This is a genomic window from Paenibacillus sp. WG02, from assembly GCF_055396115.1.
Map to the genome: position 1 here is coordinate 162,699 of NZ_AP036016.1, position 22,899 is coordinate 185,597.

Annotated in this window: 15 protein-coding genes and 2 pseudogenes; 10 read left to right on the top strand and 7 right to left on the bottom strand. The window is 47.1% G+C overall.

From position 1 onward, the window contains the following. Window positions 1-15: 15 nt before the first annotated feature. From uvrA to ACBP55_RS00740, 3 genes are all read left to right on the top strand, one after another. Window positions 16-2,898 (top strand): excinuclease ABC subunit UvrA, encoded by a 2,883-nt coding sequence (uvrA, locus tag ACBP55_RS00730; RefSeq protein ID WP_464649047.1) that lies wholly within the window; start codon window positions 16-18, stop codon window positions 2,896-2,898. A 422-nt stretch (window positions 2,899-3,320) separates the two neighbouring features. Continuing rightward, window positions 3,321-3,479 carry a hypothetical protein gene (locus ACBP55_RS00735; protein WP_261303518.1) on the top strand — a complete coding sequence of 53 codons (159 nt, stop codon included), beginning with the start codon at window positions 3,321-3,323 and terminating at the stop codon, window positions 3,477-3,479. Window positions 3,480-3,861: 382 nt separating this feature from the next. Next, window positions 3,862-4,062, top strand: a complete 201-nt coding sequence (locus tag ACBP55_RS00740) for a DUF2759 family protein (protein ID WP_464649049.1) — start codon at window positions 3,862-3,864, stop codon at window positions 4,060-4,062. A gap of 183 nt (window positions 4,063-4,245) precedes the next feature. On the opposite strand, the pseudogene ACBP55_RS00745 reads toward ACBP55_RS00740, so the two are convergent. From ACBP55_RS00745 to ACBP55_RS00775, 7 genes and pseudogenes are all read right to left on the bottom strand, one after another. Continuing rightward, window positions 4,246-5,215: pseudogene (locus tag ACBP55_RS00745) on the bottom strand (sugar phosphate isomerase/epimerase family protein). 48 nt (window positions 5,216-5,263) lie between these two features. Further along, entirely contained in the window at window positions 5,264-6,418 is a 1,155-nt protein-coding gene (locus ACBP55_RS00750; protein ID WP_464649051.1) for an MBOAT family O-acyltransferase, read from the bottom strand. Window positions 6,419-6,560: 142 nt separating this feature from the next. Continuing rightward, window positions 6,561-7,463: a hypothetical protein gene (locus tag ACBP55_RS00755; RefSeq protein ID WP_464649053.1), complete on the bottom strand. Its 903-nt coding sequence runs from the start codon at window positions 7,461-7,463 to the stop codon at window positions 6,561-6,563. A 624-nt stretch (window positions 7,464-8,087) separates the two neighbouring features. Then, the gene (locus ACBP55_RS00760; protein ID WP_464649055.1) at window positions 8,088-9,287 is read right to left on the bottom strand and encodes a class-II aminoacyl-tRNA synthetase family protein; all 1,200 of its coding nucleotides are present in this window, start codon (window positions 9,285-9,287) and stop codon (window positions 8,088-8,090) included. Between the two features lie 7 nt (window positions 9,288-9,294). Then, window positions 9,295-9,552 (bottom strand): acyl carrier protein, encoded by a 258-nt coding sequence (locus ACBP55_RS00765; protein ID WP_029194863.1) that lies wholly within the window; start codon window positions 9,550-9,552, stop codon window positions 9,295-9,297. Between the two features lie 55 nt (window positions 9,553-9,607). Beyond that, window positions 9,608-11,098 (bottom strand): FG-GAP repeat domain-containing protein, encoded by a 1,491-nt coding sequence (locus ACBP55_RS00770; RefSeq protein ID WP_464649058.1) that lies wholly within the window; start codon window positions 11,096-11,098, stop codon window positions 9,608-9,610. Between the two features lie 17 nt (window positions 11,099-11,115). After that, window positions 11,116-12,840 (bottom strand): FG-GAP repeat domain-containing protein, encoded by a 1,725-nt coding sequence (locus ACBP55_RS00775; RefSeq protein ID WP_464649060.1) that lies wholly within the window; start codon window positions 12,838-12,840, stop codon window positions 11,116-11,118. A 249-nt stretch (window positions 12,841-13,089) separates the two neighbouring features. Between ACBP55_RS00775 and ACBP55_RS00780 the strand changes: the two are divergent. From ACBP55_RS00780 to ACBP55_RS00810, 7 genes and pseudogenes are all read left to right on the top strand, one after another. Further along, window positions 13,090-15,634: pseudogene (locus ACBP55_RS00780) on the top strand (U32 family peptidase). Between the two features lie 281 nt (window positions 15,635-15,915). Further along, complete coding sequence (locus ACBP55_RS00785; protein ID WP_464649061.1) at window positions 15,916-17,292, top strand: MerR family transcriptional regulator; 1,377 nt, start codon at window positions 15,916-15,918, stop codon at window positions 17,290-17,292. Window positions 17,293-17,365: 73 nt separating this feature from the next. Next, window positions 17,366-18,073, top strand: a complete 708-nt coding sequence (locus ACBP55_RS00790) for a hypothetical protein (RefSeq protein WP_464649063.1) — start codon at window positions 17,366-17,368, stop codon at window positions 18,071-18,073. Window positions 18,074-18,337: 264 nt separating this feature from the next. After that, entirely contained in the window at window positions 18,338-19,414 is a 1,077-nt protein-coding gene (locus ACBP55_RS00795; RefSeq protein WP_464653198.1) for an ABC transporter ATP-binding protein, read from the top strand. Further along, complete coding sequence (locus ACBP55_RS00800) at window positions 19,407-20,123, top strand: ABC transporter permease subunit (RefSeq protein WP_171640019.1); 717 nt, start codon at window positions 19,407-19,409, stop codon at window positions 20,121-20,123. The genes ACBP55_RS00795 and ACBP55_RS00800 overlap by 8 nt, the downstream gene beginning before the upstream one ends. 5 nt (window positions 20,124-20,128) lie before the next feature. After that, window positions 20,129-21,517 (top strand): GldG family protein, encoded by a 1,389-nt coding sequence (locus tag ACBP55_RS00805; protein ID WP_464649065.1) that lies wholly within the window; start codon window positions 20,129-20,131, stop codon window positions 21,515-21,517. Further along, the gene (locus ACBP55_RS00810) at window positions 21,514-22,446 is read left to right on the top strand and encodes a DUF4340 domain-containing protein (RefSeq protein ID WP_464649067.1); all 933 of its coding nucleotides are present in this window, start codon (window positions 21,514-21,516) and stop codon (window positions 22,444-22,446) included. The genes ACBP55_RS00805 and ACBP55_RS00810 overlap by 4 nt, the downstream gene beginning before the upstream one ends. Window positions 22,447-22,899: the final 453 nt, after the last annotated feature.

Sequence of the window (22,899 nt, forward strand, 5' to 3'; positions counted from 1 at the left end):
AGAGGAAGGGTACCCGTGTCTAGAGATCAAATCGTTATTAAAGGAGCTAGAGCTCATAATCTGAAAAATATCGATGTCACGATTCCACGTGATAAGTTCGTTGTTCTTACGGGCTTAAGTGGATCAGGGAAATCGTCGCTTGCCTTTGATACGATTTATGCGGAGGGGCAGCGCAGATACGTAGAGTCTCTATCTGCATATGCCAGACAATTTCTAGGGCAAATGGATAAGCCGGATGTAGATTCAATTGAAGGTCTTTCACCGGCTATTTCCATTGATCAGAAAACAACAAGCCGTAATCCGCGTTCCACAGTTGGAACTGTAACGGAGATTTACGACTATTTGCGCTTGCTATTTGCTCGAATTGGACGACCGCATTGTCCGACCCACGGCATTGAGATTACATCGCAAACCGTGGAACAAATGGTGGATCGTATTATGGAGTATCCAGAACGAACGAAGCTCCAGATTCTAGCTCCCCTAATTTCAGGACGCAAAGGCGAACATACGAAGCTGCTTGCCGATATTCAAAAGCAGGGATTCGTCAGGGTGCGTGTCAACGGTGAAACGGTCGATCTCGCTGAGAAGATCGAACTCGACAAAAATAAAAAGCACACGATCGAAGTCGTTGTTGACCGTATTGTGATCAAAGAGGACGTTCAAACTCGTCTTGCGGACTCTCTTGAGACAGCGCTCAAGTTGGCAAATGGACGGGTAATCGTCGATATCATTGACCAAGAAGAGCTGCTCTTTAGCCAAAACTTAGCCTGTCCGGAGTGCGGCTTCAGCGTTGAAGAATTAGCGCCGAGAATGTTTTCGTTTAACAGTCCCTTCGGTGCTTGTCCTGATTGTGATGGACTAGGCAGTCAGATGATCGTTGATCCTGATCTACTTGTTCCTGATACAAAGCTAACGATTGAAGAGGGAGCGTTCGAAGCATGGGCCGGCAGTACTTCCAACTATTATCCGCAGTTTCTTGCCGCGGTTTGTGAACATTATTCCATTCCTCGCAATGTACCTGTTTCTGAGATAAGCAGTGATCAGATGAAGGTTATCCTCTATGGAACAGGCGGGGAGAAGATTCGCTTCCGATATGAGAATGATATGGGAGCGAGCAAAGAAGCGTTAGTGCCTTTCGAGGGTATCATTCGCAACTTAGAACGCAGATTCAAAGATACGTTCTCTGAGGGGATCAGGGAGCACATTCAGACGTATATGAGCACGAAGCCTTGTCCGAAGTGTAAAGGACAGCGTTTGAAGCCCGAAACATTAGCTGTGACGATCAATGGCAAGAACATTGCTCATGCCACGTCCCTTTCGATTGGTGAGGCTGAGGAATGGTTTAAGGGGCTGATCTTGAATGAACGAGAGCTGACAATTTCCAATTTGATTCTCAAAGAAATCAGATCTCGCCTAGGGTTCCTAGTCAATGTAGGTCTTGATTACTTAACGATGCATCGAGCAGCAGGTACGTTATCGGGTGGAGAAGCACAGCGGATACGCTTGGCTACTCAGATCGGTTCTAGTTTGATGGGTGTCCTTTATATTTTGGATGAGCCTAGCATCGGACTGCATCAGAGAGATAATACGCGTCTCATTCAGACGCTCGAACATATGCGCGATCTCGGCAACACATTAATCGTTGTGGAACATGATGAAGACACGATGATGGCTGCGGATTACATTATCGACATCGGTCCTGGTGCCGGCATTCACGGTGGACAAGTCATTGCGCAAGGTACGCCAAAAGAGTTAATGAAAGACGATAACTCTCTTACAGGACAATACCTCAGCGGCAAACGGTTCATCCCTATTCCAGCAGCGCGACGCAAACCGAATGGGAAATGGATCGAGGTCAAAGGCGCCAAAGAAAATAACTTGCGTAACGTATCGGCTAAAGTGCCGCTCGGTGTATTTACCTGTGTTACAGGGGTATCCGGTTCAGGCAAAAGTACGTTGATTAACGAGATTTTGTTCAAAACCTTGTCGCGTGATTTAAACGGAGCGAAGGTGCGTCCAGGTGAGCACAAGGAAATTGTGGGTCTTGAACACATTGATAAAGTTATCGATATAGACCAATCACCGATTGGTCGTACGCCACGCTCGAATCCTGCTACGTATACCGGTGTGTTTGATGATATTCGTGATGTTTATGCGAATACGAACGAAGCTAAGGTTCGTGGTTACAAGAAGGGCCGCTTCAGCTTTAACGTGAAAGGCGGCCGTTGTGAGGCTTGTCGTGGAGACGGCATCATCAAGATCGAGATGCACTTCTTGCCGGATGTATACGTGCCTTGTGAAGTCTGCAAAGGCAAGCGGTACAACCGTGAGACGATGGAAGTGAAGTACAAAGGCAAGAGCATTTCCGAAGTGTTAGAGATGACGATTGAGGACGGCTGCGAGTTCTTTAAGAACTTGCCGCGTATTCATCGTAAGCTGACGACACTTCTGGATGTGGGGCTGGGCTACATGACTCTCGGCCAGCCAGCGACCACGCTGTCAGGCGGCGAAGCCCAGCGTGTGAAGCTCGCGGCGGAGCTGTACCGCCGCAGCACAGGCAAGACGATCTACATCTTGGATGAGCCCACTACGGGGCTCCACATCCACGATATCGATCGTCTGCTGAAGGTGCTTCACCGTCTCGTTGAGAACGGTGAAACGGTCCTTGTCATCGAGCATAACCTCGATGTCATTAAGACGGCGGACCACGTCATCGATCTAGGCCCCGAGGGTGGTACCCGCGGAGGACTGATCGTGGCTGCCGGTACGCCGGAGGATGTCGTGAAGGTGGCCGGGTCCTACACCGGCCAATACTTGAAACCGATCCTTGAACGGGATCGGGAGCGCTCTGAGAACTACGCAAAGCGACTTGAAGTGCTAGAAGAATCAGTCGGCTAGTCCGTTACCCGAATAAGCTTGGCTCACGATGCAAGTGATCGTGACGCCAAGCTTATTTTTTACCACATAAGAAAGTATAAGTTTTCGGTGTAACGAAAACCGCTTTCTTATTGGCGATAAAACCTAATATAGGGATCTTTGGTCGTAGAGCAAAATCTCTCCTCGTTAAACGCGGTCGCTCATCTTTGAATGGCCTCGATAGAGGTTTTCTCACTTTTGTCACAATTTCGACTAAAAAACCTTGAATTTTGTTAAGACTTAATTGAATGATACAAGCTTCGACAATTTAACCCTCTATCACAATGGGGGAGAATAGACCTATAATTAGGTTATAAGTTGCATTCAGAAATATCCCTCATACTAACTATCCATGATCGAGGATATAAGCAGTTCTAATCTATCTACTTTATGGAGGGCTTGTTATGAAACCGACGTTAGAGTTACAAGAGATTGTTTCTGCTTTAGGTATTGACCCTTTTCGTTTCTTAGCTTGGCAGGAGAAAGAATTAGCTGAAAAACTACAAAACGCATACCTAGAGGAGCATAAAGAATTCGACCCCGTGTACGGACTAGTCGTTTAAAAGAAGTGCAACTCTATGAAACATAGAACCCGAAACGTCCCTTGATAGGGATTTCGGGTTTATTTTTTTATTTTGATCACTAAGGTAAGGTTTGAATCACTGCATGACCAGAGTTATAAATATGCGAAGAGATGGACATTTTATACTTACGAGGCAGGTTTGAGAACTCTAAACTCATCAACAAGAAATCATTGATAGTGATGTATGATCTCAAGGTGAACCTAGTCATTCGTGGCCTTGTGATGTGGTCAAGCCCTGCAAAAGGTGACAAACTTGTTACACATCAGTGTAATCACTTGCATCTAGTGCTCAATCAAGCTAACATAGAATTAAAATAGCAGGACGTGTGCCTTGCACCGAGTTACTATAAGGAGGTTTCACCATGTTATTAGCGGAAGCAGCAGCAACAACAAGTACGTATACAAGCTTTGATATCTATGTTTTGATCTTTACAGTGGTTATCGCAATTGCGGTCATTAGACAGTTGATTAACCCGCGAAGAAATTTGTTTGCCCTGGGGTTTGCAGTAGTTTCCTTGGCCGTATTCGGCTTTATGGATTACGTTATGATCAGCGGTTGGTAATTTCGAGTTAACAAGATAAAAAGCCCACAGGACCAAGATCGAAAGATCAACGGCGCCTGTGGGCTTTTTTGTGTAGATAAGAAAGTATAAGTTTTATACTTTTGCTTCGCATCTACCTTGACAAACGCGCTCGTCCCAGAAGGACGACGGGGCCGTTTATCCTTGGTTATTTAAAGCGAATACTTATACCCACCACATTTCACCAAGAGGTTCCTTGATGAGTACTTGTTGTAGATTTTGTACGGCTTTGGAGAATCCTTCTTCAACGGACATCAAACCGTCTTCATGCTCGATGCTCACGACATAGTCATAACCAACAAGACGCAGAGCACTGATGATGTCAGCCCAAACTTTCATATCGTGACCGTAACCAACGGAACGGAACTGCCAAGCGCGGTCAAGCATGTTAGCATAGGATTGCATGTCTGTTACACCATAGCGGTTCACATTGTTTACATCCAGCGATGTATCTTTAGCGTGGAAATGGTGGATCGCTCCGGCACGGCCAAGAATTTGAACCGCTTGAACAGGATCGATACCTTGCCACCACATGTGGTCTCGGGTCAAGATTTGCCCCGATTGCTTCACCTGCTGCTTCGCGCAGACGAAGGAGGGTGGCTGGCGTATGTACGGAGAAACCACCGTGCAGCTCCAGTCCAATTTTAATATTACGGTCGGAAGCGTACTTGCCTGTCTCCGTCCAGTAAGGAATAATTTTATTTCCCCACTGCCAGTCCAGAATCTCTTGGAAATCGTTCGGCCAAGGCGCAACCGGCCAGTTCGGATACTTCGCATCCTCATGGTCGCCAGGACAGCCAGAGAACGTGTTCACTACAGGTACCTCAAGGCGTTCAGCAAGATCAATCGTTTGTATGATAGCATCGTGAAACTCTTTGGCAATGTGTTCTTGCGGGTGCAGCGGGTTACCGTGAGCGCTAAGAGCGCTGATTGTCAAACCGCGGGATTCCACCGCATGTTTAAATGCCTTTAGTTTCCCTGCGTCTGCGAGAAGTTCGCTTGGGTTGCAATGAGCTGTACCGGGATAGCCCCCTGTACCAATTTCAACAGCATCTAAGCCTTTTGCAGCAATGTAATCCAACGCTTCCTCGAAAGGTTTTCCACCGAACAGAACCATAAAAACGCCTAACTTCATTAGGTACACCTCCATAAATGGTAAACAACCACACAAATTATACCACTATCATCCAGTAAAATGAAGCAAGCCTTTATAGATCCGAAGGACCGTCTCATAATTGGAGCTGTAGATAATAACCGAGAACGTAACCAATGCTTGTGTCACGAAACAACGGAAGTAGAAATAGGTTTTGGATACTTTCTTTTTATTAACGGTAGTGATTTTAAAAATATTTTCAATGGCTAGAATAATCCCATGATAGAGCCCGTAGAAGAAATAAAGCCATGTAAAACCATGCCACAAGCCAATCAGGACCATAATCAGAACGGACAAACTTGAAGCTACCCAGCGGGATGGAGCGGAACGAGAGAAGAACATGAAGATATGATCACGGAAAAAATCACCTAATGTCGCGTGCCAATTTCGCCAAAACTGCGTCATGGAAGGCGAGAAGAGCGGACGCTTGAAGTTCTCAGGCATCGTATAGCCCATCAATCGACCAAAGCCGATCGCCATATCGGAATAACCAGAGAAATCGAAGTAAATGAGTGCATAGAACCAGATCAAAAGAAATAACGACTGATGAGTGTGCAGATCCTGCTTTAGCACTTGATCGAAAATGCTGGTCATCCAGGTGACCACAACGATTTTCTTAAATAAGCCTAAAATGATTCGTTTCACACTGTCTTCGAAGAGCGCTGCGTCTACGTTGTAAGGTTTTTTGCTATCGGCCATGAAATCACGGAATTTTAAAATCGGTCCTGATGTAAAAGTTGGAATGAAGAGCAGATAATTCGCGTAATCTATGGCTGGTACTTGGCCTTCTTTACCAAAGAAATAAGCAAAATAATAAGCATCGATCACTTTAAGAACGTTATAAATGAGGCCTAAATAGATGATAGCGTCGAACAACGGATTGTGAAAAATGTCCATAACGAAAAGCCGGACACCGAGAAATACACCGACAACATTAGCGGCAATCGCGAAAATAAAGGTCGCTTTACGCCATAACGTCGTTCGGCATAAATAAACAAAGCCAGCATAGTTAATTACCGTAAATGCAGCATAGAAAACTAGCAGCTTCTGGCTGAAGAGCAGCAGAAAGCAGAGGCTGAAAATAATCATTAGAATGCGTTTATTATTAGCCCACTTGCGGGTGAGCATCAGAACGGCAACCATGCCAATCATAGCGATAATTGCGTTCATGTGCATATAAAACATAGCTATAGAACTCCTCGCTTCGAAAGCTTAATCGGTCTCAACTTCGACATCTGGCTGATTTAGAAATACTAGAATTTCTCGTAGATAAACAAGCCCTTGCCAGTAAAATAGATGAAAACTAAATACAGCATCACGAGATAGATTAGGACTTCGATGGTTTTCCTAAGGATTTTAACCATGTGTCAACCTCCTTCGTAAATAGCGGCGCGCCCTCTTCGCGGTTCAAGTGGACAAGATCATGGAAATAGCGTGGATCGTATTTGTGCAGCAAATCCAGCGTAGGGACATTCGCAGCTTGCAGCTGGCGATTTGCCTCTTGCATTAGGGAGGAGACATAGGGCGGATCCGCATAGCCTTTATTCCATGGCATCCAAATCACTCGCAGAGCAAGTTGATGCTGATTCGCATACTGGATAATCCACTGCAGAGCATCCAAATTTGCCTGAAAATCTTTCAGAGTCATGGCACCGAAGCGCTTGTCGTAATCGCTCCACTTCGTCTTTAGGAATGCATCGTCTTTGCGACCGGGGTACAGCTCTTTATCAATCCAGCGGGGCTCGTAGGCTAGGCTGCCTTTGCGCAAATTACGAGCAAACTCTTCGCCTGAGTCTCGGAAATAGTCACGGTACGTGTAAACATAAGGCTGATACCATGGTTTGAACCATTGGTAGGTTGGATCCGTTTCAAGCGCGTCCAGCATGGTGTGAACATCGATGCCAATCACAAGCTCATCCTTTACCTGGTAAAGGTTTTTCGATAGGATGGCTTTCAGGTCGGTTAACTTACCATAGGAAAGTCCCATCTCAACCAAGTGGGCTTCGGATTTCTCTTCGATATACGCACCCGTAACGGACGAATTACCGAAGAAAACCGGACCCGATTGGGACCAGCCGTGGTGGTAGAGTGTTTTGGTAAAGTCGTTTTTGTAAAAACGGCGCGAGCTAACCATCGGGTTCCACCAGGAAATGAGCAGGTCGGAGACGATGATTGCGAGCAGCAGGCCGAGTACGAAGCTATTTTTTTTGAGAAATGCAGCTACTTTCAACGGTATCACTCATTATCTTAGTATAGGATGGACGATTCATAACGTCTGGCTCACCATAGTGAACATATGAAGCATTAGTTAGCCCACAGCTAACAAGTAACTGTATATCGTACAGCCAATGTCGGCGTGTGGGCTATTGTGATGTTACTTTGATGTAAATAGTGCAAGTGTGCACCTGATGAATCCGGCGAGCTCAAGAACCCAACGAACTCAACAAACCCAACAAACCCAACAAACCCAACAAACCCAACAAACCCAACGAGCTCAACGAACCTAACTTGGGCTGAAGTTGCATTTTGTGCAACAATACTTTGAATTCCTTGAGTATATTGGCAATATGTTGTAAAAAATGCAACAATTCAAAGAGATTTTCATCAAATCAGGCGTTTTGGACCAGAATTGTTGTACGAAATGCAACTTTGCTGCGGGTAAAGATCTATTTATCGAGAAATTGTTGCACAAAATGCAACTTAGGCGGTCAGGGTTGACCACATCCATGCGGCGATGCTACAACGTGTACCAAAGCTTCGCGTGCATTAAGAAGTGAATCACTCATCGATGATTACTCACCTATCTGCTTAAGTCGGACAAGCAAAGTAGTTAAGGATAGAACAGAAAAGGCACTTACAGCGCCTTCTCCTGCCAAGCATGGTATTGCTCACGGAATGTAGCAGGCCACTGCTGCTCATCGAGACCGTATTGCGCCAAGAACGCGAACGCCCAGCGTTCGATTCCGAAGCCTACACAACCTGTAACAGCGTTGCGCTTGCCCATTTTAATATTAAAAGCATTTCCAAACGTGTTGCTATGGAAGTTTACCGAGGAGCAGGCAATTGATTTCTTCACATGAGGAATGCTCAAGCGCAGCTCATATTTCATCTCTTGATTGCGTTGGAAGGACGCTTTCACTTGGAAATCGTTCGTGAAGAACGGGTCGTTGGCGATCTCCATCATGCTGTCCACGTTCCATTCAACGGCAAGTTCTTTGAGATATTCGATCGATTTTAGACGATTTTCTTTGACGAAGTCGGGTTTGCCGACGAAAATAATTTCGCGCATCGAGAAGTCGAGCAGACGACCGAAGTCGGTGTGGTTTTTGGACTCAAAACGGTGACATTTCGCAATGGCTGTCACGACGATGCCGTCACCCTCAAGCGTTTCATTCTCCAGGCCTTCATAGCAGTGATAACAAGTAGAAGGGTTCATCATGAAGTTCGGCTTCACCATGTTGTTATCAAGCGCGAGCGGCTGCTCTTGGTTCCAACCGCCAGCTTCGCGGATCGATTGGGAGAAGGATTCGATAACATCCAAATCCTCACGCAAATGAGTCACGAAGTGAATATGTTCAGGGAATGAAGTGAAATGGTTCGTTTTATTCAAAGTATGACTATGAATGACAGCTGGATAAGACTCTTCCTGCATGCCTTCGAAACGCTTGGCGATTTTCGTTACGAACGAGTAATCAAAGAAACGCATTAAGCTGGAGAAAGGCTCACGGAAAATAAAGAGACCGGGCTCCAACACTTTAATTGCTTTACGCTCTACAAGCTCAGCGATAATATCGCCTTCGTAAGGAGTATTGACTTTATGCTCGAATAGAATGTTTTCCTTGAAGCCGAAATCGCCGTGAGAGAAACGTTCAATGAGACGCTTAACCCGTTCGGTAATACCCTCGTTTCCATTCGGAGAGTTATGCGTAATGATAATGTGACCCTCCACAAGGGCAATATCCTGAATATGCTCATCGGCAAAGGCGGACGCGTATTTAACTTGTCCATGCTGGCTTTCAGCCAGGCCTTCTAAAGAAATTTTACATGTCAACATGTGTGGGTTACCTCGCAGTCTTCTTGGAAATAAAATCGGCAATTTCGCTTACCGTGTTCATGGAGTACAGCATTAAATCTTGATTCGTTACTTGGATACTGTACGTTTTCTCAATGTGGGCAATCAGCGCAGTTGCGCCGATGGAGTCAATGAACCCATAATCAAACAGATGAACATCAACGTCAAAATCATCGTCATCCTCAGCAATTTCATAACGCTCGCGAATATGCTGTTCAAGCTGCGCTAATAATTCTTCATTAGACATGTTGGAAAGCCTCCTGGTTAAATTAAAAGTGGTCATATGATGAAGGAACGTTGGTTCACTTTGCGGTAAAAGAAAGTGTCGTCAAATCACCGTATCGGGTAATGGTGTACATATGCGTTTGGGCGTCATGCTCGATCTTGACCTCGGATGATCCGTCTAGACGCAGCTCCGTAGGGCTGAAAACCTTCACTTGCTGCAGACCTGCCGATTTCAGAACTAATTGCTGTGTGTGTCCTTGCTGTGTCAGCTCAAATGGGACATTAGAACGCACGATGTGCAACTTTTCCTTGGTCGCTCCAATACCGATGGAGGAAGGCTTAGTCAAACCTAGATAGAATCGGTTATCAATTGTCGTGTAAATATCCGAATCACTTTGTAGAGAGTATTGGGCAAGTTTTTCGCCCTTTTCGATGACGACACCGAGTGTCGTAGCATACTCACCAGCCAAGCTTGGCACCTTGTCGGCATCCGGTGTCAAAGTGGCATGAAAGTGTGGACTGCCGCCAGCTAATCGATCTTTCAGCTTGTCCCATAAATAGGAGGCCCATGACTGACTGATACGAACCTCGCTTTTCATAGCGGTTAAGAATGACTTCGCCATCTGTGTTTCGGTCATAAAATTATAATCATGCTTCATACGAAGTTTATTAAAGTAGTCAGCAAAATTGGTTAAGTCGGCAACCAAAGATGGTACGGGAAAATGGTACTCGATGTGCTCGAAATAATCAATCGGCATATCCAATTTAACCATCGATTCGAAAACATCTGTCGTTGCATAGTCTCCTGTCCGCAGCACCGGTGTCGGTGTATGAATCAGCATCGTATTATCCATATTCCCTTGTTTATTTTGTAATAGAAAGGGAAGCGACCAGATCTCTTCCGGACGTGGAATAACAGGTGAATCCGGCGATAAGAATCCGAAATTGTACCATAATCCTTGCTGCTGCTCATTCGCCAGTGTTTGCTGGTGGTCTATGTTGTTGATGCGCCATGTGTGTTGGTTCGTTCCAAGGTGCTGCCATGGGATGCCGAGCTTATCGAAAGCTTTCTTATGAAGGGAAAGCTCGGTGCGTTCCTCTTCTGTACTTTTAAAATTATGCACAAACACGTGCGGATCGATTTGTAAATGATTGTCACGCGCGTATTGGATGAACTCCTGGAGCTCCGCTTGATAAGGAAATTGCGGGTCGTCGATCGAAACGGGGGACCCGAATTCGATACCGCCGACGACCAGGTCGTCTTTGCCGTCGTGATTAAGATCTATCCAAAGCGGGACAGAGTAGTGGCCGGCAACCAAGGCGTGATCGCCGACTTGGTTTAGGGTTGTGCCCTGTAAGGGACCCGCATCCGCCCAAGCGCCATCGGCGCCTTGAAGATATACCTGTAGGTCCCCATCGCTGCTGCCGACCACGATATCAGGTCGGCCGTCGCCGTTGATGTCACGCACGGATGGTGCGGCGTGCGTGGCATGCTGAGGCAGCGGGAAGAGAACGCTGCCCTTATCGAGCGTAAGGCCCGCTGCGCTGCGGCCCTTGAAGAGCCACACTTGTCCATCGGCTCCGCCTAGGACAAGGTCGAGCTTGCCGTCGCCATCGACGTCGGCGACGAACGGTGCTGCAGGCCCTCCGGGCAGCTGCAGCGGCTTCCCGCCCGCGAGCAGCGCCGTGGGCTTCGCAAACCTGCCGCTAGCGAGCTGCGGCAGGAGCCAGACCGCCCGGACTCGTCGGAGACGACGAGGTCCGTGCGGCCATCCCCGTTCACGTCTGCGGCGTGAACGGTACTGTAAGGGCCAAGCTGGAGCGGCTCGCCGGACTCCAGCAGCAGCTTCACCGGCGCGCCGAACGTGTCCGGCAGCGCCAAGCCCTCCGGCGGCGGCTCACTCGTGTAGGCCGCCGCGTCAACGCCTTGATTCGTGTAGACATACACGAATCCATCCGAGCTTCCGACCACGAGGTCCGTGCGGCCGTCGCCGTTCATATCCGCGGCCGTCGGGTACGCGCGGTAAGGCAGTTCAATCGCGCTCGATAGATCGCGATACTGCGGGAACAAAGCTTGCCGCAGAGGCTTACCGGCAGCCATCACGTGCAGCCCGCTCGCGTAACCCGAGCCGGGCAGTTCTCCGACGAACTTCGGCTGCGCGTTCGTTCCTGTGTTGAGCTGCACCGTCACGCTCTCGCGCCATTGCCCCCAGTTGAAGGCATTGCGCACGAGTGTAAACGAGGGAATCTCGTTATATTCCTTCAGCTTCTCCGCCCAAGCAATGCCGTCCTTTTGCCCAATGGCAGGCAGCGCCTCAAAATGGTTCTGAAAGGCCATCGCAGGCCTTCCATAAGGGCCAAGGACTTTTTTAACACTGTAGCCAAGTGTTTCTTTTGAAACATAAGCGAGCAGCTCACTACGATATTGCATATTCGCAGCTGCAAAAGCGAAGTTGAAGTAAGGCTCGATAGGCAATGTTTTTCTATTGAAGTAAGTCGTTCCCGGAACCCGTTTTATTTCTGCTTGGTACTTTGCAGCCAGCTGATAGAAGCCCGCTTTTGGGTCATCCATGCCGCTCATCATGTCGTAGCCTGTTATAAAGTATCGGTTGGGCAGAAAGTTACTGCTGATTAGCACAGTGCCTTTCCCAACGCGGTTCTGCATAACAAGGGAAACAGGTTTCCCGGCCATATTCATGGCAACTATCGTTTGACCCGTAGAAGGAATGAAGCCGTAGCCCAAGTTAAAGCCCGGTAAGTCTTCCAATGAATTATGTTTGAAGTAGCTCTGACTAAACAATTGAAAAGTTTGCTGTATGCCTTGCAGATTAACAGGCACCTGCGGGTAGCTCAGACTCTGCGTTGAAGCTGCTAATTGGGGGCCACCCAGGTTCGTGAGCGTCACTTTTTTTAAGTCCACAATGGCTTCAGCACCTAAAAATTCCGGTGTGAAACGGCTCGAGAACTCATTTTCCACTAATAAATGTCCGCCCTGCTTCACAAATGCTACAAGTTTCGGAACTTGCTCCGCCCACCCGGCATCTTGCGCAAGGGCAGGATCCAGATAAATAGCATCGTACTTATGAAGCTGGCTCGTTGATAAAGAAGGCAGGTTTTGTTTGTCAATGTGAACGCCTGCTTGCAAGGTTTGCTGAAAATTTCCATAGGCTGCCGCATCGTATTGATTCCCGCTCGTCGCGTAGAGGAGCTTGGTTTCATCTACTTTTGGCAAAAATAAAAGAAGGACGATGGTAAATAGGCTGACAAGGCCTAGTCCGATCAGTAGTTTAAGAACGCGAATTTTCGACAAAACCAAAGGTATCCCTCAATTACTAAAAAGGTCACTATCCTTGCCATTATAGCATTCATAGGAAACTTTGTTAACTTCTAAAGGGTTTCAGCTTGAGGAGGAAACGTTTGACAATGAGGCGTAACTGTCGGATATTGGCTAAGCTTGTAATTACCCCCCCACCCTAGATTACTACCTACCCTTTCTGTTACACTAAAGAGAAGACTTTGAGGATGACCCGAGGATCTACTATTGAAAGGATTTGCTGCCATGCGTACGATACGCAGAGAAGATATAGAATTGTTGGCCCCTGCGGGGGATTGGGATTGTTTGAGAGCGGCTGTTGCCAATGGGGCGGATGCCGTGTTTTTTGGTGTGGAGAAATTTAATGCTAGAGCACGCGCGCATAACTTTACGATGGCTGAACTGCCGGATATTATGTCGTTCCTTCATCTATACGGGGTGAAAGGCTTCCTGACCTTCAACATCCTCGTGTTCGAGGAAGAATTGAATGATGCGAAGCAATTGATAGATGCATGCGTGGACGCCGGTGTGGATGCAGTTATTGTACAGGATCTTGGTCTGGTTAAAATGATTCGCCAAATCTCCCCGGATTTCCCGATTCACGGATCGACACAGATGACGATTACATCGCCTGAGGCGGTTGAATTTACGAAGCCGTTCGATATTGAACGCGTTGTGTTAGGGCGCGAAAATAACTTGAAGCAGATTAAACAAATCGGCGATCAAGCGAAGCTTCCGATGGAAGTATTCGTGCATGGTGCGCTTTGCGTATCTTATTCCGGTCAATGTCTGACTTCTGAAATGTGGGGCGGGCGTTCCGCTAACCGGGGAGAATGCGCACAAGCTTGCCGCTTGCCGTATGATCTGATGGTCGATGGCGTGCAAAAGCCGATGGGCGACGTAACCTATTTGCTGTCGCCTAAGGATTTGGCAGCGATCGAGATCGTGCCGGAGCTTATTGAAGCCGGCGTACGCTCTTTCAAAATTGAAGGGCGTCTGAAGACCCCTGAATATGTGGCCAATGTCGTGAGCAAGTATCGCCGTGCGATTGATCGTTATTTCGCTGGGGAGGACGCTCGTCCGACCAAAGAAGAGGTTCGTGAGCTTCAGCAAAGCTTCTCACGTGGATTTACCGTTGGTTTCTTGAATGGAACCAACAATAAGCAGCTTGTCGACGGTACGTTTCCGAAGAGCCGCGGGGTTTTCGTGGGCCGCATCAAGCAGATTTTGCGCGATGGCGTAATCTGTGAGCTGGAGGCGCCGCTCAAGCGCGGTGACGGGCTTGTTTTCGACGCGGGGGATCCGACGAAGAAGGAAGAAGGCGGGCGTATCTACGATTTGCGCCGCAAGGGAGAGAAGCTCGAAGGCGAAGCCGAGGGCGGACTCATCGAGATCATTATGGGACGCAATGATGTAGAGCTGGGCCGTCTACATGTCGGGGACCGCATCTGGAAGACGAATGATCCACAGCTGGACAAACGCCTGCGCCAGACGTTCGAGACCGATAAGCCTTACCGGACATTCCCGGTAAGCGTGAAAGTTAGCGGCGTAGAAGGCGAGCCGCTCAAAAGCTGGTGGACGGATATGCAAGGCGGTCATACCGTCTTCGTACAGTCCGAGCTTCCGCTGGTTCGCGCGGAGAAAAGACCGATGGACGAACAGCTCTTCACAGAGCAGTTCGGACGCCTTGGCGGTACGATTTATGAGCTCAGTCAGCTGGATGTGCAGCTGACCGGTGAGCTGATCGTGCCGATGCGTGAACTTAACAGCATGCGCCGCATGGCTGTGGAACTGATGGAGGACGAGCGGCAGAAACCGCCGGTTTACATGAAGCGTGACATCGGCGTGTATGACGACGTGCTTCAGCCGATCGATGAGTCTGCTGTCACCGCGGCGGCTCCTGCCCTTTCCCTAGCGGAACGCAAGGCAGTGGAGCTTACGGCACTTTGCCGTAACTTGGATCAGGTGAAGGCCGTGCTTGAGACAACGGATATCGAATTTATTTATGCGGATTTCGAATTTATTAAGCAGTTCCCTGCGGCCGTGGATGCCGTTCGTGCAGCCAGGCGCCGGATCGCCTTGGTGACACCGCGTATTCATATGCCAGGGGAAACGGGCTATTTTAACCATATATTAAAGCTTAATCCCGATGCGGTATTGATCCGCAATACGGGCGCAGCCTACTTCTTCTTGAAGCATCGGTTGGAAAATCCGGACGCGCCGAAACCGCAGTTAATCGGAGATTTCTCACTTAATGTGGCCAATCACAAGACAAGCTGCCTTGTTCCTAGAAGCGGGACTTTCGAAGATTACGCCTTCGTACGATTTGAACATTCAGCAAATGGTCGATTTGCTTCGCCGTGCTGAGACTTCGAAGCTTGAAGTTGTTATCCATCAGCATATGCCGATGTTCCATACGGAGCACTGCGTGTACTGTACGTTCCTGAGCGAAGGCACTGACTTTACAAACTGCGGCCGTCCTTGTGAGGATCACAGCGTTTCTTTGCAAGACCGTGTCGGTATGTCCCATCCGGTTCGTGTTGATGAAGGCTGCCGTAATACGGTATATAATGCCGTGGATCAGTCTGGTGCTGAGTACTTGAGCCATTTCATGGATTTGGGAATTCGTTCCTTCCGTGTTGAGTTCCTTGAAGAGACGCCGGACAAAGTACGTGAAATTCTCGATTTGTACCGCCGTGCGATTGACGGTGAAATTAGCGGAACGCAAGTATGGCGTTCGTTGAAAGCGACGAACCAACTTGGTGTAACTCGCGGTCAGCTAGTGAAGTAGAAGATCTATAGTGTGGAAGAGACCCAGTGCCGTATAGGTGCTGGGTTTGTTGTTTGTAGATAAGAAAGTATAAGTTTTATACTTTTGCTTCGCATCTACCTTGACAAACGCGCTCGTCCCAGTGGGACGACGGAGTCGTTTATCCTTGTCTGGAAGAAAAAGAAGGCGGAGTCTTAAATGTTTCCTTCATTTATTGTCATTTGTTCGATGTCCTGAATAATATGTTACAGCTAATGCCTAAGCCTAACGGACATAAGAAGAAAGGATGACGATGGATAACAATGAAAAGGACATATAAGCTCACCGAGATCGCTGGTAAAATCGGAAAAACGCGAGCTGCTGTGATGGAATGGTCAAATTATTTTCGCGAATTTCTTCCGACTAAAGCCGTTGGTGGATTCCAAAGGTACACAGAAGAAGCCATCGAGAATTTTGAGATCATTGCCAAGATGAGCGATGCCAATAAACCGCCTAAATTTATAAAAGAGCATTTACAGGAGATACGTCAGAAAGCAACTATCGCACTTAATGAAGAAAAGCCTTTACCTCCTTCTACACCTACTCTTGTTCCTGACACCAATTTACCTCCTTCCGAAGACAACTCCAGCTTACCTCCAGTTGTGAACGACTCCGACTTGCAATTAAGTAAAGAGACTATGGAATTAAGTAACAAGGTACAGCTGCTCACGCGAAAGTTAGAAGCGAATAAATCTCCAAGGAGTTTAATGGACCCTGTAAACGGCCAGAATCAAAAGGTTGGTATATCGTCTATAGAAGGCGGCAGCCTTTTGTTACCTATGATGAATCACTCAAACGCTCAGTTCGTTCAATTAACAAGTGAAGTCGCGGAACTTAATAACATCATGGACACACTCAAGCAAAAGGTTGCGGAAGTTTCGGGCTTTTCGGAAGAAGTAGCGGAACTACGAAACGTGATCCAGATTCTCACCCACCATGTAGCTGATTTGTTCGAACAGGACATTAGAAGTGAAACTGCTGCCGCACTCCAATTACTGAATAGACAAATTGAGGGTGTTTCAACCGAAGTAACAGGGCTGCAGCATGCGGTCCACATTGTTCAACAAAAAGTAACTGAAGCATCGGATCGAGATCTCAAAGGTGAAATACTTACTGCCACAACGGAGTTACTGAATCAACGCTATAAAAGCATTTCGGAGGATGTAAAAAACCAGCATAATGAGATTCATCTCTATACGCTCAAGATTAGCGAAATGGTGGAACAAGAAATCCGAAATGAAATAAAGGCTACTACAGAATGGCTAGACAATCGCTATGACACCGTATCGGAAGAAGTAACGGAGCTGCGCAATGTGATCCAGATTCTCACCCAAAAGGTAACTGAGGTGTTTAAACAAGACATCCGAAGTGAGGTTGTTTCCGCAATTGAAGTGCTGAAAAAACAAGTTGAGGGTGTTTCTTCAGAAGTAACAGGGGTGCAGCACGCGATCCAAATCGTTCAGCATAAGGTAACGGAAGCTTCAGAACGAGATCTCAAAGGCGAAGTGCTTACTGCTACAACCGAGTTACTGAACCAACGCTTTGAAGGCGTTTCAGAGGATGTGATGGACCTTCGCAATCTGATTGATCTTCACATGCAAAAGGTAAGCGAAGTGGTGGAACAAGAAAATCCGGAGTGAAATAAAGGCTACTACAGAATCGCTAGACAAACGCTATAACACCGTATTTAAAGAAGTAACGGAACTGCGAAACATGATCCTGATTCTCACCCAAAAGGTAGCCGAGGTGTTTGAACAAGATATCAGAAGTGAGGTTTTTTCCACAATTGAGTTACTAAACAAACAATTTGAGGGTATTTCTACAGAGGTAACAGGGCTGCAGAATGCGATCCAAAGTGTTCAACAAACGGTAGCTGAAACTTCGAATCGAGATTTCAAAGGTGAAATACTTACTGCAACAGCGGAGTTACTGAACCAACGCTATAACATCGTTTCTGAAGAAGTAACGGAACTGCGAAACGTAATCGAATCTGTTCAACAAAAGGTAACAGAAGCTTCGGATCGAGATCCAAAAGGTGAAATACTTACTGCCACAACGGAGTTACTGAACCAACGCTATAACACCGTATCTGAAGAGATAACGGAACTGCGAAACCTGATCGAAACCGTTCAACAAACGGTAACTGAAACTTCAGATCGAGATCTCAAAGGTGAAATAATTACTGCCACAACGGAGTTACTGAACCAACGCTATAACACCGTATCTGAAGAGGTAACGGAACTGCGAAACCTGATCGAAACCGTTCAACAAACGGTAACTGAACCTTCAGATCGAGATCTCAAAGGTGAAATAATTACTGCCACAACGGAGTTACTGAACCAGCGATATGATGACATATCTCAACAATTGACATCACAGCAACGAATACTTGAAAAGATCTCTAAAATGTTAGGTTTTTAGGCCATCAATTAATCAGCATCATAATGCCATAAATAATAGAACTCTCTAGCAACTAGGGAATTCTATTATTTATATACATATGATTTCAGCTTGCTTTCTAGCAATCAACGATGTTGCCTCCCACCCTCATCTCCTCACATGCCATTTGTTCACAATTTAGACACATTTTTTTAATCTATTTTTCAGATTTGCTTAAGGTTGGTTTATTGTTCCACGGGTATAGTGATGATGGTTATATGAATGAGTAGAAATGGGGGATCTTGGATGCTTGAGGTCAAACAAGTCAGCAAGCTGTACGAAAATGATCGCGGCGTACACAACATCGATTTCTCGATGCAGCGCGGTGAGATCGTCGGCTTCTTAGGGCCGAACGGTGCTGGCAAAACAACGACAATGCGCATGATTACGGGTTATTTGAACCCTACGCATGGTCAAATATGGGTGGATGGTCACTCCATGGCTGATAACCCGAAGAAAGCACGCCGCAAAATCGGCTACTTACCCGAAACACCGCCTCTTTATCCAGAGATGACGGTGCAAGCTTATTTACGATTTATCGCAAATCTTCGCGATGTGCCTGCACGGGAGCAAAAGCTGCGTGTCGGCGAAGCGATAGACAAGCTAGGTCTGCAAGGCCGCGAGAAGCAAATCATCCGCTCCTTGTCTAAGGGCTACAAGCAGCGCTTGGGCCTTGCGCAAGCGATTCTGCACCAACCGGATCTGCTTATCCTGGACGAGCCTACGTCCGGCCTCGATCCGAAGCAGATCATTGAGATTCGCCAGCTGATTCATGAGCTGGGGGAGAACCATACGGTGCTGCTGAGCACGCACATTCTCCCGGAAATTAACGCGATCTGCAACCGCGTTCTCATTATTAACCAAGGCCGCGTCGTGCTCGACGAGCGCCCTGAGCATCTCGGCCGCACGATGGGCGAGACGTTCGAAGTGTCGCTCGAGGTCAAGGGACCTCGCGAGCGGATCTTGACCGAGCTGCGCAGCCTAGAGGCGGTCGCAGCGGTGAAAGAAGTCGACGCGCCAAGCGACGCTGCAACGATCGCTGCGCCTGCTGCGCAGGATGTGTTCATCACCGATGATGCATCAACAGAAGCAGTGCTCGCAGAACTGCCAGCTTCAGCCGAAACGGTGAAGCTGCTCGTGACCTCCGCGGATCGCTCCGATATCCGCGAAGCGCTGTTCTTCCGCTTGGCTGGCGCAGGCTATCCGATTCTAGAGATGAAGCGGGAAAGCCTTAGCTTAGAGGATATCTTCCTCAAATTGACGACGGATGAACCTGCCGAAGTCGACAGCACGCTGAAGCAGGAGGTAGATACCGATGCGTAGAATCTGGGCCATTTGCTCAAAAGAGCTGCAAATGTATTTCTTTTCGCCTGTTGCTTACGTGGCATTCGCATTTTATGTGCTGCTATCGAGCTTCTTCTTCTACATCAACTTCGTAAACGGCCAGCCGCCGATTGTGGATGCGCGTTCCGTTGTTGGAAATACCACATTCGTGTATCTCTTTATCATCCCGCTGTTAACGATGCGTCTCATCGCAGATGAGTTCCGTCAAGGAACCGATGAGCTGCTTCTGACTTCACCTGCAGGTATTGGTGAAATCGTGCTGGGTAAATACTTATCTGCTTTTATTGTACAAGTGGGGCTAGTGGGGATCAGCTTGATCTATCCGCTCATTATGTCTGCTTTCGGAACGCTGGATAAGCCTGTTATGTGGCTGTCCTATCTAAGCATGTTCCTATTAGGCTGCGCGATGATGGCCATTGGCTTGTTCGCGTCCAGTTTGTCCAACAATCAGATGGTTGCCGGTATTTCAGGCTTTGTTATATTGCTCTTGTTATGGCTGCTTGATTGGGTAAGCGGCAGCATGACAGGCAAGCTGAAGGATTACGTCGCTCAATTCTCATTGACGAGCCATCTGACGAACTTGCAAAAGGGCGTCCTGCACGGCGGAGACATCCTCTTTTATATCACATTAACAGCTGTGTTCCTGGTTCTTTGCATACAAGTCCTTGAAAGAAAGCGTTGGAGGTGAGCGGGATGAATAAGTGGATACGGGGAACTAATGCGACTGTTTTATCAATCGCCGTTATCGGAATTTTCATCATTTTGACCATCTTCCTTCACTCGCTGAAAGGCTTTCAGGTCGATTTGACGAAAAATAAGAGCTTTACGCTCTCCGAGCAAACAGTTGCCACACTCAAAAACTTAAATCAAGATATTCACATCGTTGCCTTTACGAATAGCGGGGACAACAACGGTTTTGTGACGCGGCAAGTCACCGATATGGTGACCGAATATAAGAAGCAAAGCAGTAAGATTACGTATGATGAATACGATATGCTGAAACAGCCTTCGATGGCCAAGCAGTATGGTGTCGATCAAGGCGGAACGATTATTTTTGAAATGGGCTCTAAAAAGCAGAATATCAATTTCTACGAATTGTTTGTCGGTCAACAAGATGGTTCTTACACGTTCTCAGGGGAAGAGAAGTTTACCCAGGCCCTTAAGAGCCTCACGTCCACAGAGAAGCACACGGTTTATCTGCTTTCCGGTCATCAGGAATATCCATCGAATGCCATGACGATTTTGAAAAGCAGTCTGGAAGCGGCTAATTATGTCGTGAAGGACCTTAATCTGTTCGTTGAGGGTAAAATACCGGACGATGCGCAGATGCTTATGCTGCTTGGTCCGCAAAATGACCTGAATGATAAAGAAGCGGCGCTGATTGATGCTTATTTGAAGGATAAAGGCAAGATTTATATGGCGTTAGGCTTCAATAAAGATATGGCGACCAAGTGGAAAAATATCGATGCGATCATGAAAACATACGGTATTCAGGATCAACACGCGATTGCGATTGAACCGAAACAAACGTCGCTCTATGATCCACTGACGATTATTCCGGAGTATGGCCCGCATGACATTACCAACAAGCTGTCCAGCAATAATTTGATTACGATGCTGTCGCTGGCTGTAAGCTTGAATGCGGATGGCAGTGCACCAGACTACACCCAGTCCCTGCTTTTGAAAACGACAGATAAAGCTTATGGGGAAACCGATATCAACCTTCTAGCACAATCCAAAACCAAGCAGGATGCGACAGATGTCAAAGGACCGCTCAACCTTGGCTACGCGATTTCGGGTAAGGATAACAAGCCGAAAGCTGTCATTCTTGGGGGATCTACGTTTGTACTAGATCAAGATATTCAGAATCAAGGCAACAAGGATTTTGCTCTGAACAGTATCGGTTGGCTGCAGGAACAGAAGGATCAGATCACGATCCGTCCGCGTCAAGGGGATGCGTTCCAGCAAGCGATGATTACGCCTAGCCAAGCGAATACTATTTTCCTCGTAACGATCGTGTTCTTACCGCTCTTGTTCCTAGTCATTGGCGGCTTGATCTGGTGGAGGAGGAGACGAGGATGAAACGGTTTATTCCTACGATTCTGTTAGTTGTTATTTGTATCGGCGGCTTTTGGTACGCTTCGAGCAAAAACTTCTTTCAAGAGAAAAAAGATGAACCGAAATCGCTCATCACACTCAAGCAAGAAGACGTGCAGTCCATTCATGTAAAAAAAGAGGAATCGCAGATCGAGCTAGCTCGGAACGGCAGCGGATGGGATATGAAAACCCCGGCAGCAGCGCCGATTAATACGAACCAAGTGGGTTCGTGGTTGGATGCCCTCGGTTTGGTGACATCAACGAAACTGGTTGAAGATCAGGTAAGTAATCTGTCCAACTATGGGTTAGATAAGCCGCTCGGAACTTATGAAGTTACGTTAAAAGACGGCTCGAAGAAAGGACTGCTGGTGGGTACAGCTCTTCCAATTGAAGGCTTTTCCTATGTTCAAGTGGAGGGATCTCCTGCTGTGTATCAGGTGAGTGATCAGTCGCTCTCTGCCCTCAGCAAAGAACCGGTAGATTTTGCTGATGCTAGCCCAGTCCAATTCGAAAGCGACAAGGTGCAAAGCGTAAAGCTGACATGGAAAGGTCAGACCTATACGCTTGCCAAAACAGACAAAGACAAGGTAGCTGCTGAAGCGAACTGGAAGCTTGGTGATAAAGAGCTGAAAGGCGCGGAGGCGACTCCGCTGTTGAATGAGCTGAACTTCCTGCACAGCGCGGAACTTCCACAGCCGGCGGCTCAGAAGCCAACTGCTGGCGGTGAGCTCAAAATAGAGCTTGGAATGTCTGTGGATGGCAAAGAAGTCACCGAGATCTATGAAGGTAAGCTAAGCCAAGATCAAGTCTGGTTAACGAAGCAAGGCGGACAGTGGGCGTACCTGCTTACAGCCGCAGATATACAGAAATTGGCGGATGCTTATGCCGGTAAACCGGCTCAGCCCGCCTCTTAACAGGAAAACTGCTCTCTACAGCTATTGTGCTGTGGGGGCAGTTTTTTTATTTTCTACTGCTTCTATCTTCTTTTTTCTTTTTTACCTTTTTCATACCTTCTTCTTTCATCCTTTTTACCTTCTTCTTTTCTCCTTTCGCACTTACCACCTTCTACTTTTCTTCTTTTGTTTTTGTTCTACTATTTCCCCTTCCGCACCTTCCTTTTGCATATTTCCTTCTCAGTAGGAATCGAAAGCTCTGAAAGTTGTACCGAGTGCAACAATTTCTTTAGTTTCGTCCCATTTATCTTAATATGTTGTATTTCGTGCAAGAATTTAGCTCTATTTCATTCAAAACGCTCATTTCAGGCTGTAAATGTTGTATTTTGTATAACAATCGGTGAGAATACACGAATTTGCTTCAAAATTGTTGTATGATATACAACTTTGCTACAACTGCAGCAGGTTGAAACC

What these genes read in the sequence shown, in the direction of transcription:
- ACBP55_RS00785 (WP_464649061.1), top strand. Translation starts at nt 15,916, where the DNA reads ATGAAAAGGACATATAAGCTCACCGAGATCGCTGGTAAAATCGGAAAA.
- ACBP55_RS00740 (WP_464649049.1), top strand. Translation starts at nt 3,862, where the DNA reads ATGTTATTAGCGGAAGCAGCAGCAACAACAAGTACGTATACAAGCTTT.
- ACBP55_RS00805 (WP_464649065.1), top strand. Translation starts at nt 20,129, where the DNA reads ATGAATAAGTGGATACGGGGAACTAATGCGACTGTTTTATCAATCGCC.
- ACBP55_RS00765 (WP_029194863.1), bottom strand. Translation starts at nt 9,552, where the DNA reads ATGTCTAATGAAGAATTATTAGCGCAGCTTGAACAGCATATTCGCGAG.
- ACBP55_RS00790 (WP_464649063.1), top strand. Translation starts at nt 17,366, where the DNA reads ATGATCCTGATTCTCACCCAAAAGGTAGCCGAGGTGTTTGAACAAGAT.
- ACBP55_RS00760 (WP_464649055.1), bottom strand. Translation starts at nt 9,287, where the DNA reads ATGTTGACATGTAAAATTTCTTTAGAAGGCCTGGCTGAAAGCCAGCAT.
- ACBP55_RS00735 (WP_261303518.1), top strand. Translation starts at nt 3,321, where the DNA reads ATGAAACCGACGTTAGAGTTACAAGAGATTGTTTCTGCTTTAGGTATT.
- ACBP55_RS00810 (WP_464649067.1), top strand. Translation starts at nt 21,514, where the DNA reads ATGAAACGGTTTATTCCTACGATTCTGTTAGTTGTTATTTGTATCGGC.
- ACBP55_RS00795 (WP_464653198.1), top strand. Translation starts at nt 18,338, where the DNA reads ATGCTTGAGGTCAAACAAGTCAGCAAGCTGTACGAAAATGATCGCGGC.
- ACBP55_RS00750 (WP_464649051.1), bottom strand. Translation starts at nt 6,418, where the DNA reads ATGTTTTATATGCACATGAACGCAATTATCGCTATGATTGGCATGGTT.
- ACBP55_RS00800 (WP_171640019.1), top strand. Translation starts at nt 19,407, where the DNA reads ATGCGTAGAATCTGGGCCATTTGCTCAAAAGAGCTGCAAATGTATTTC.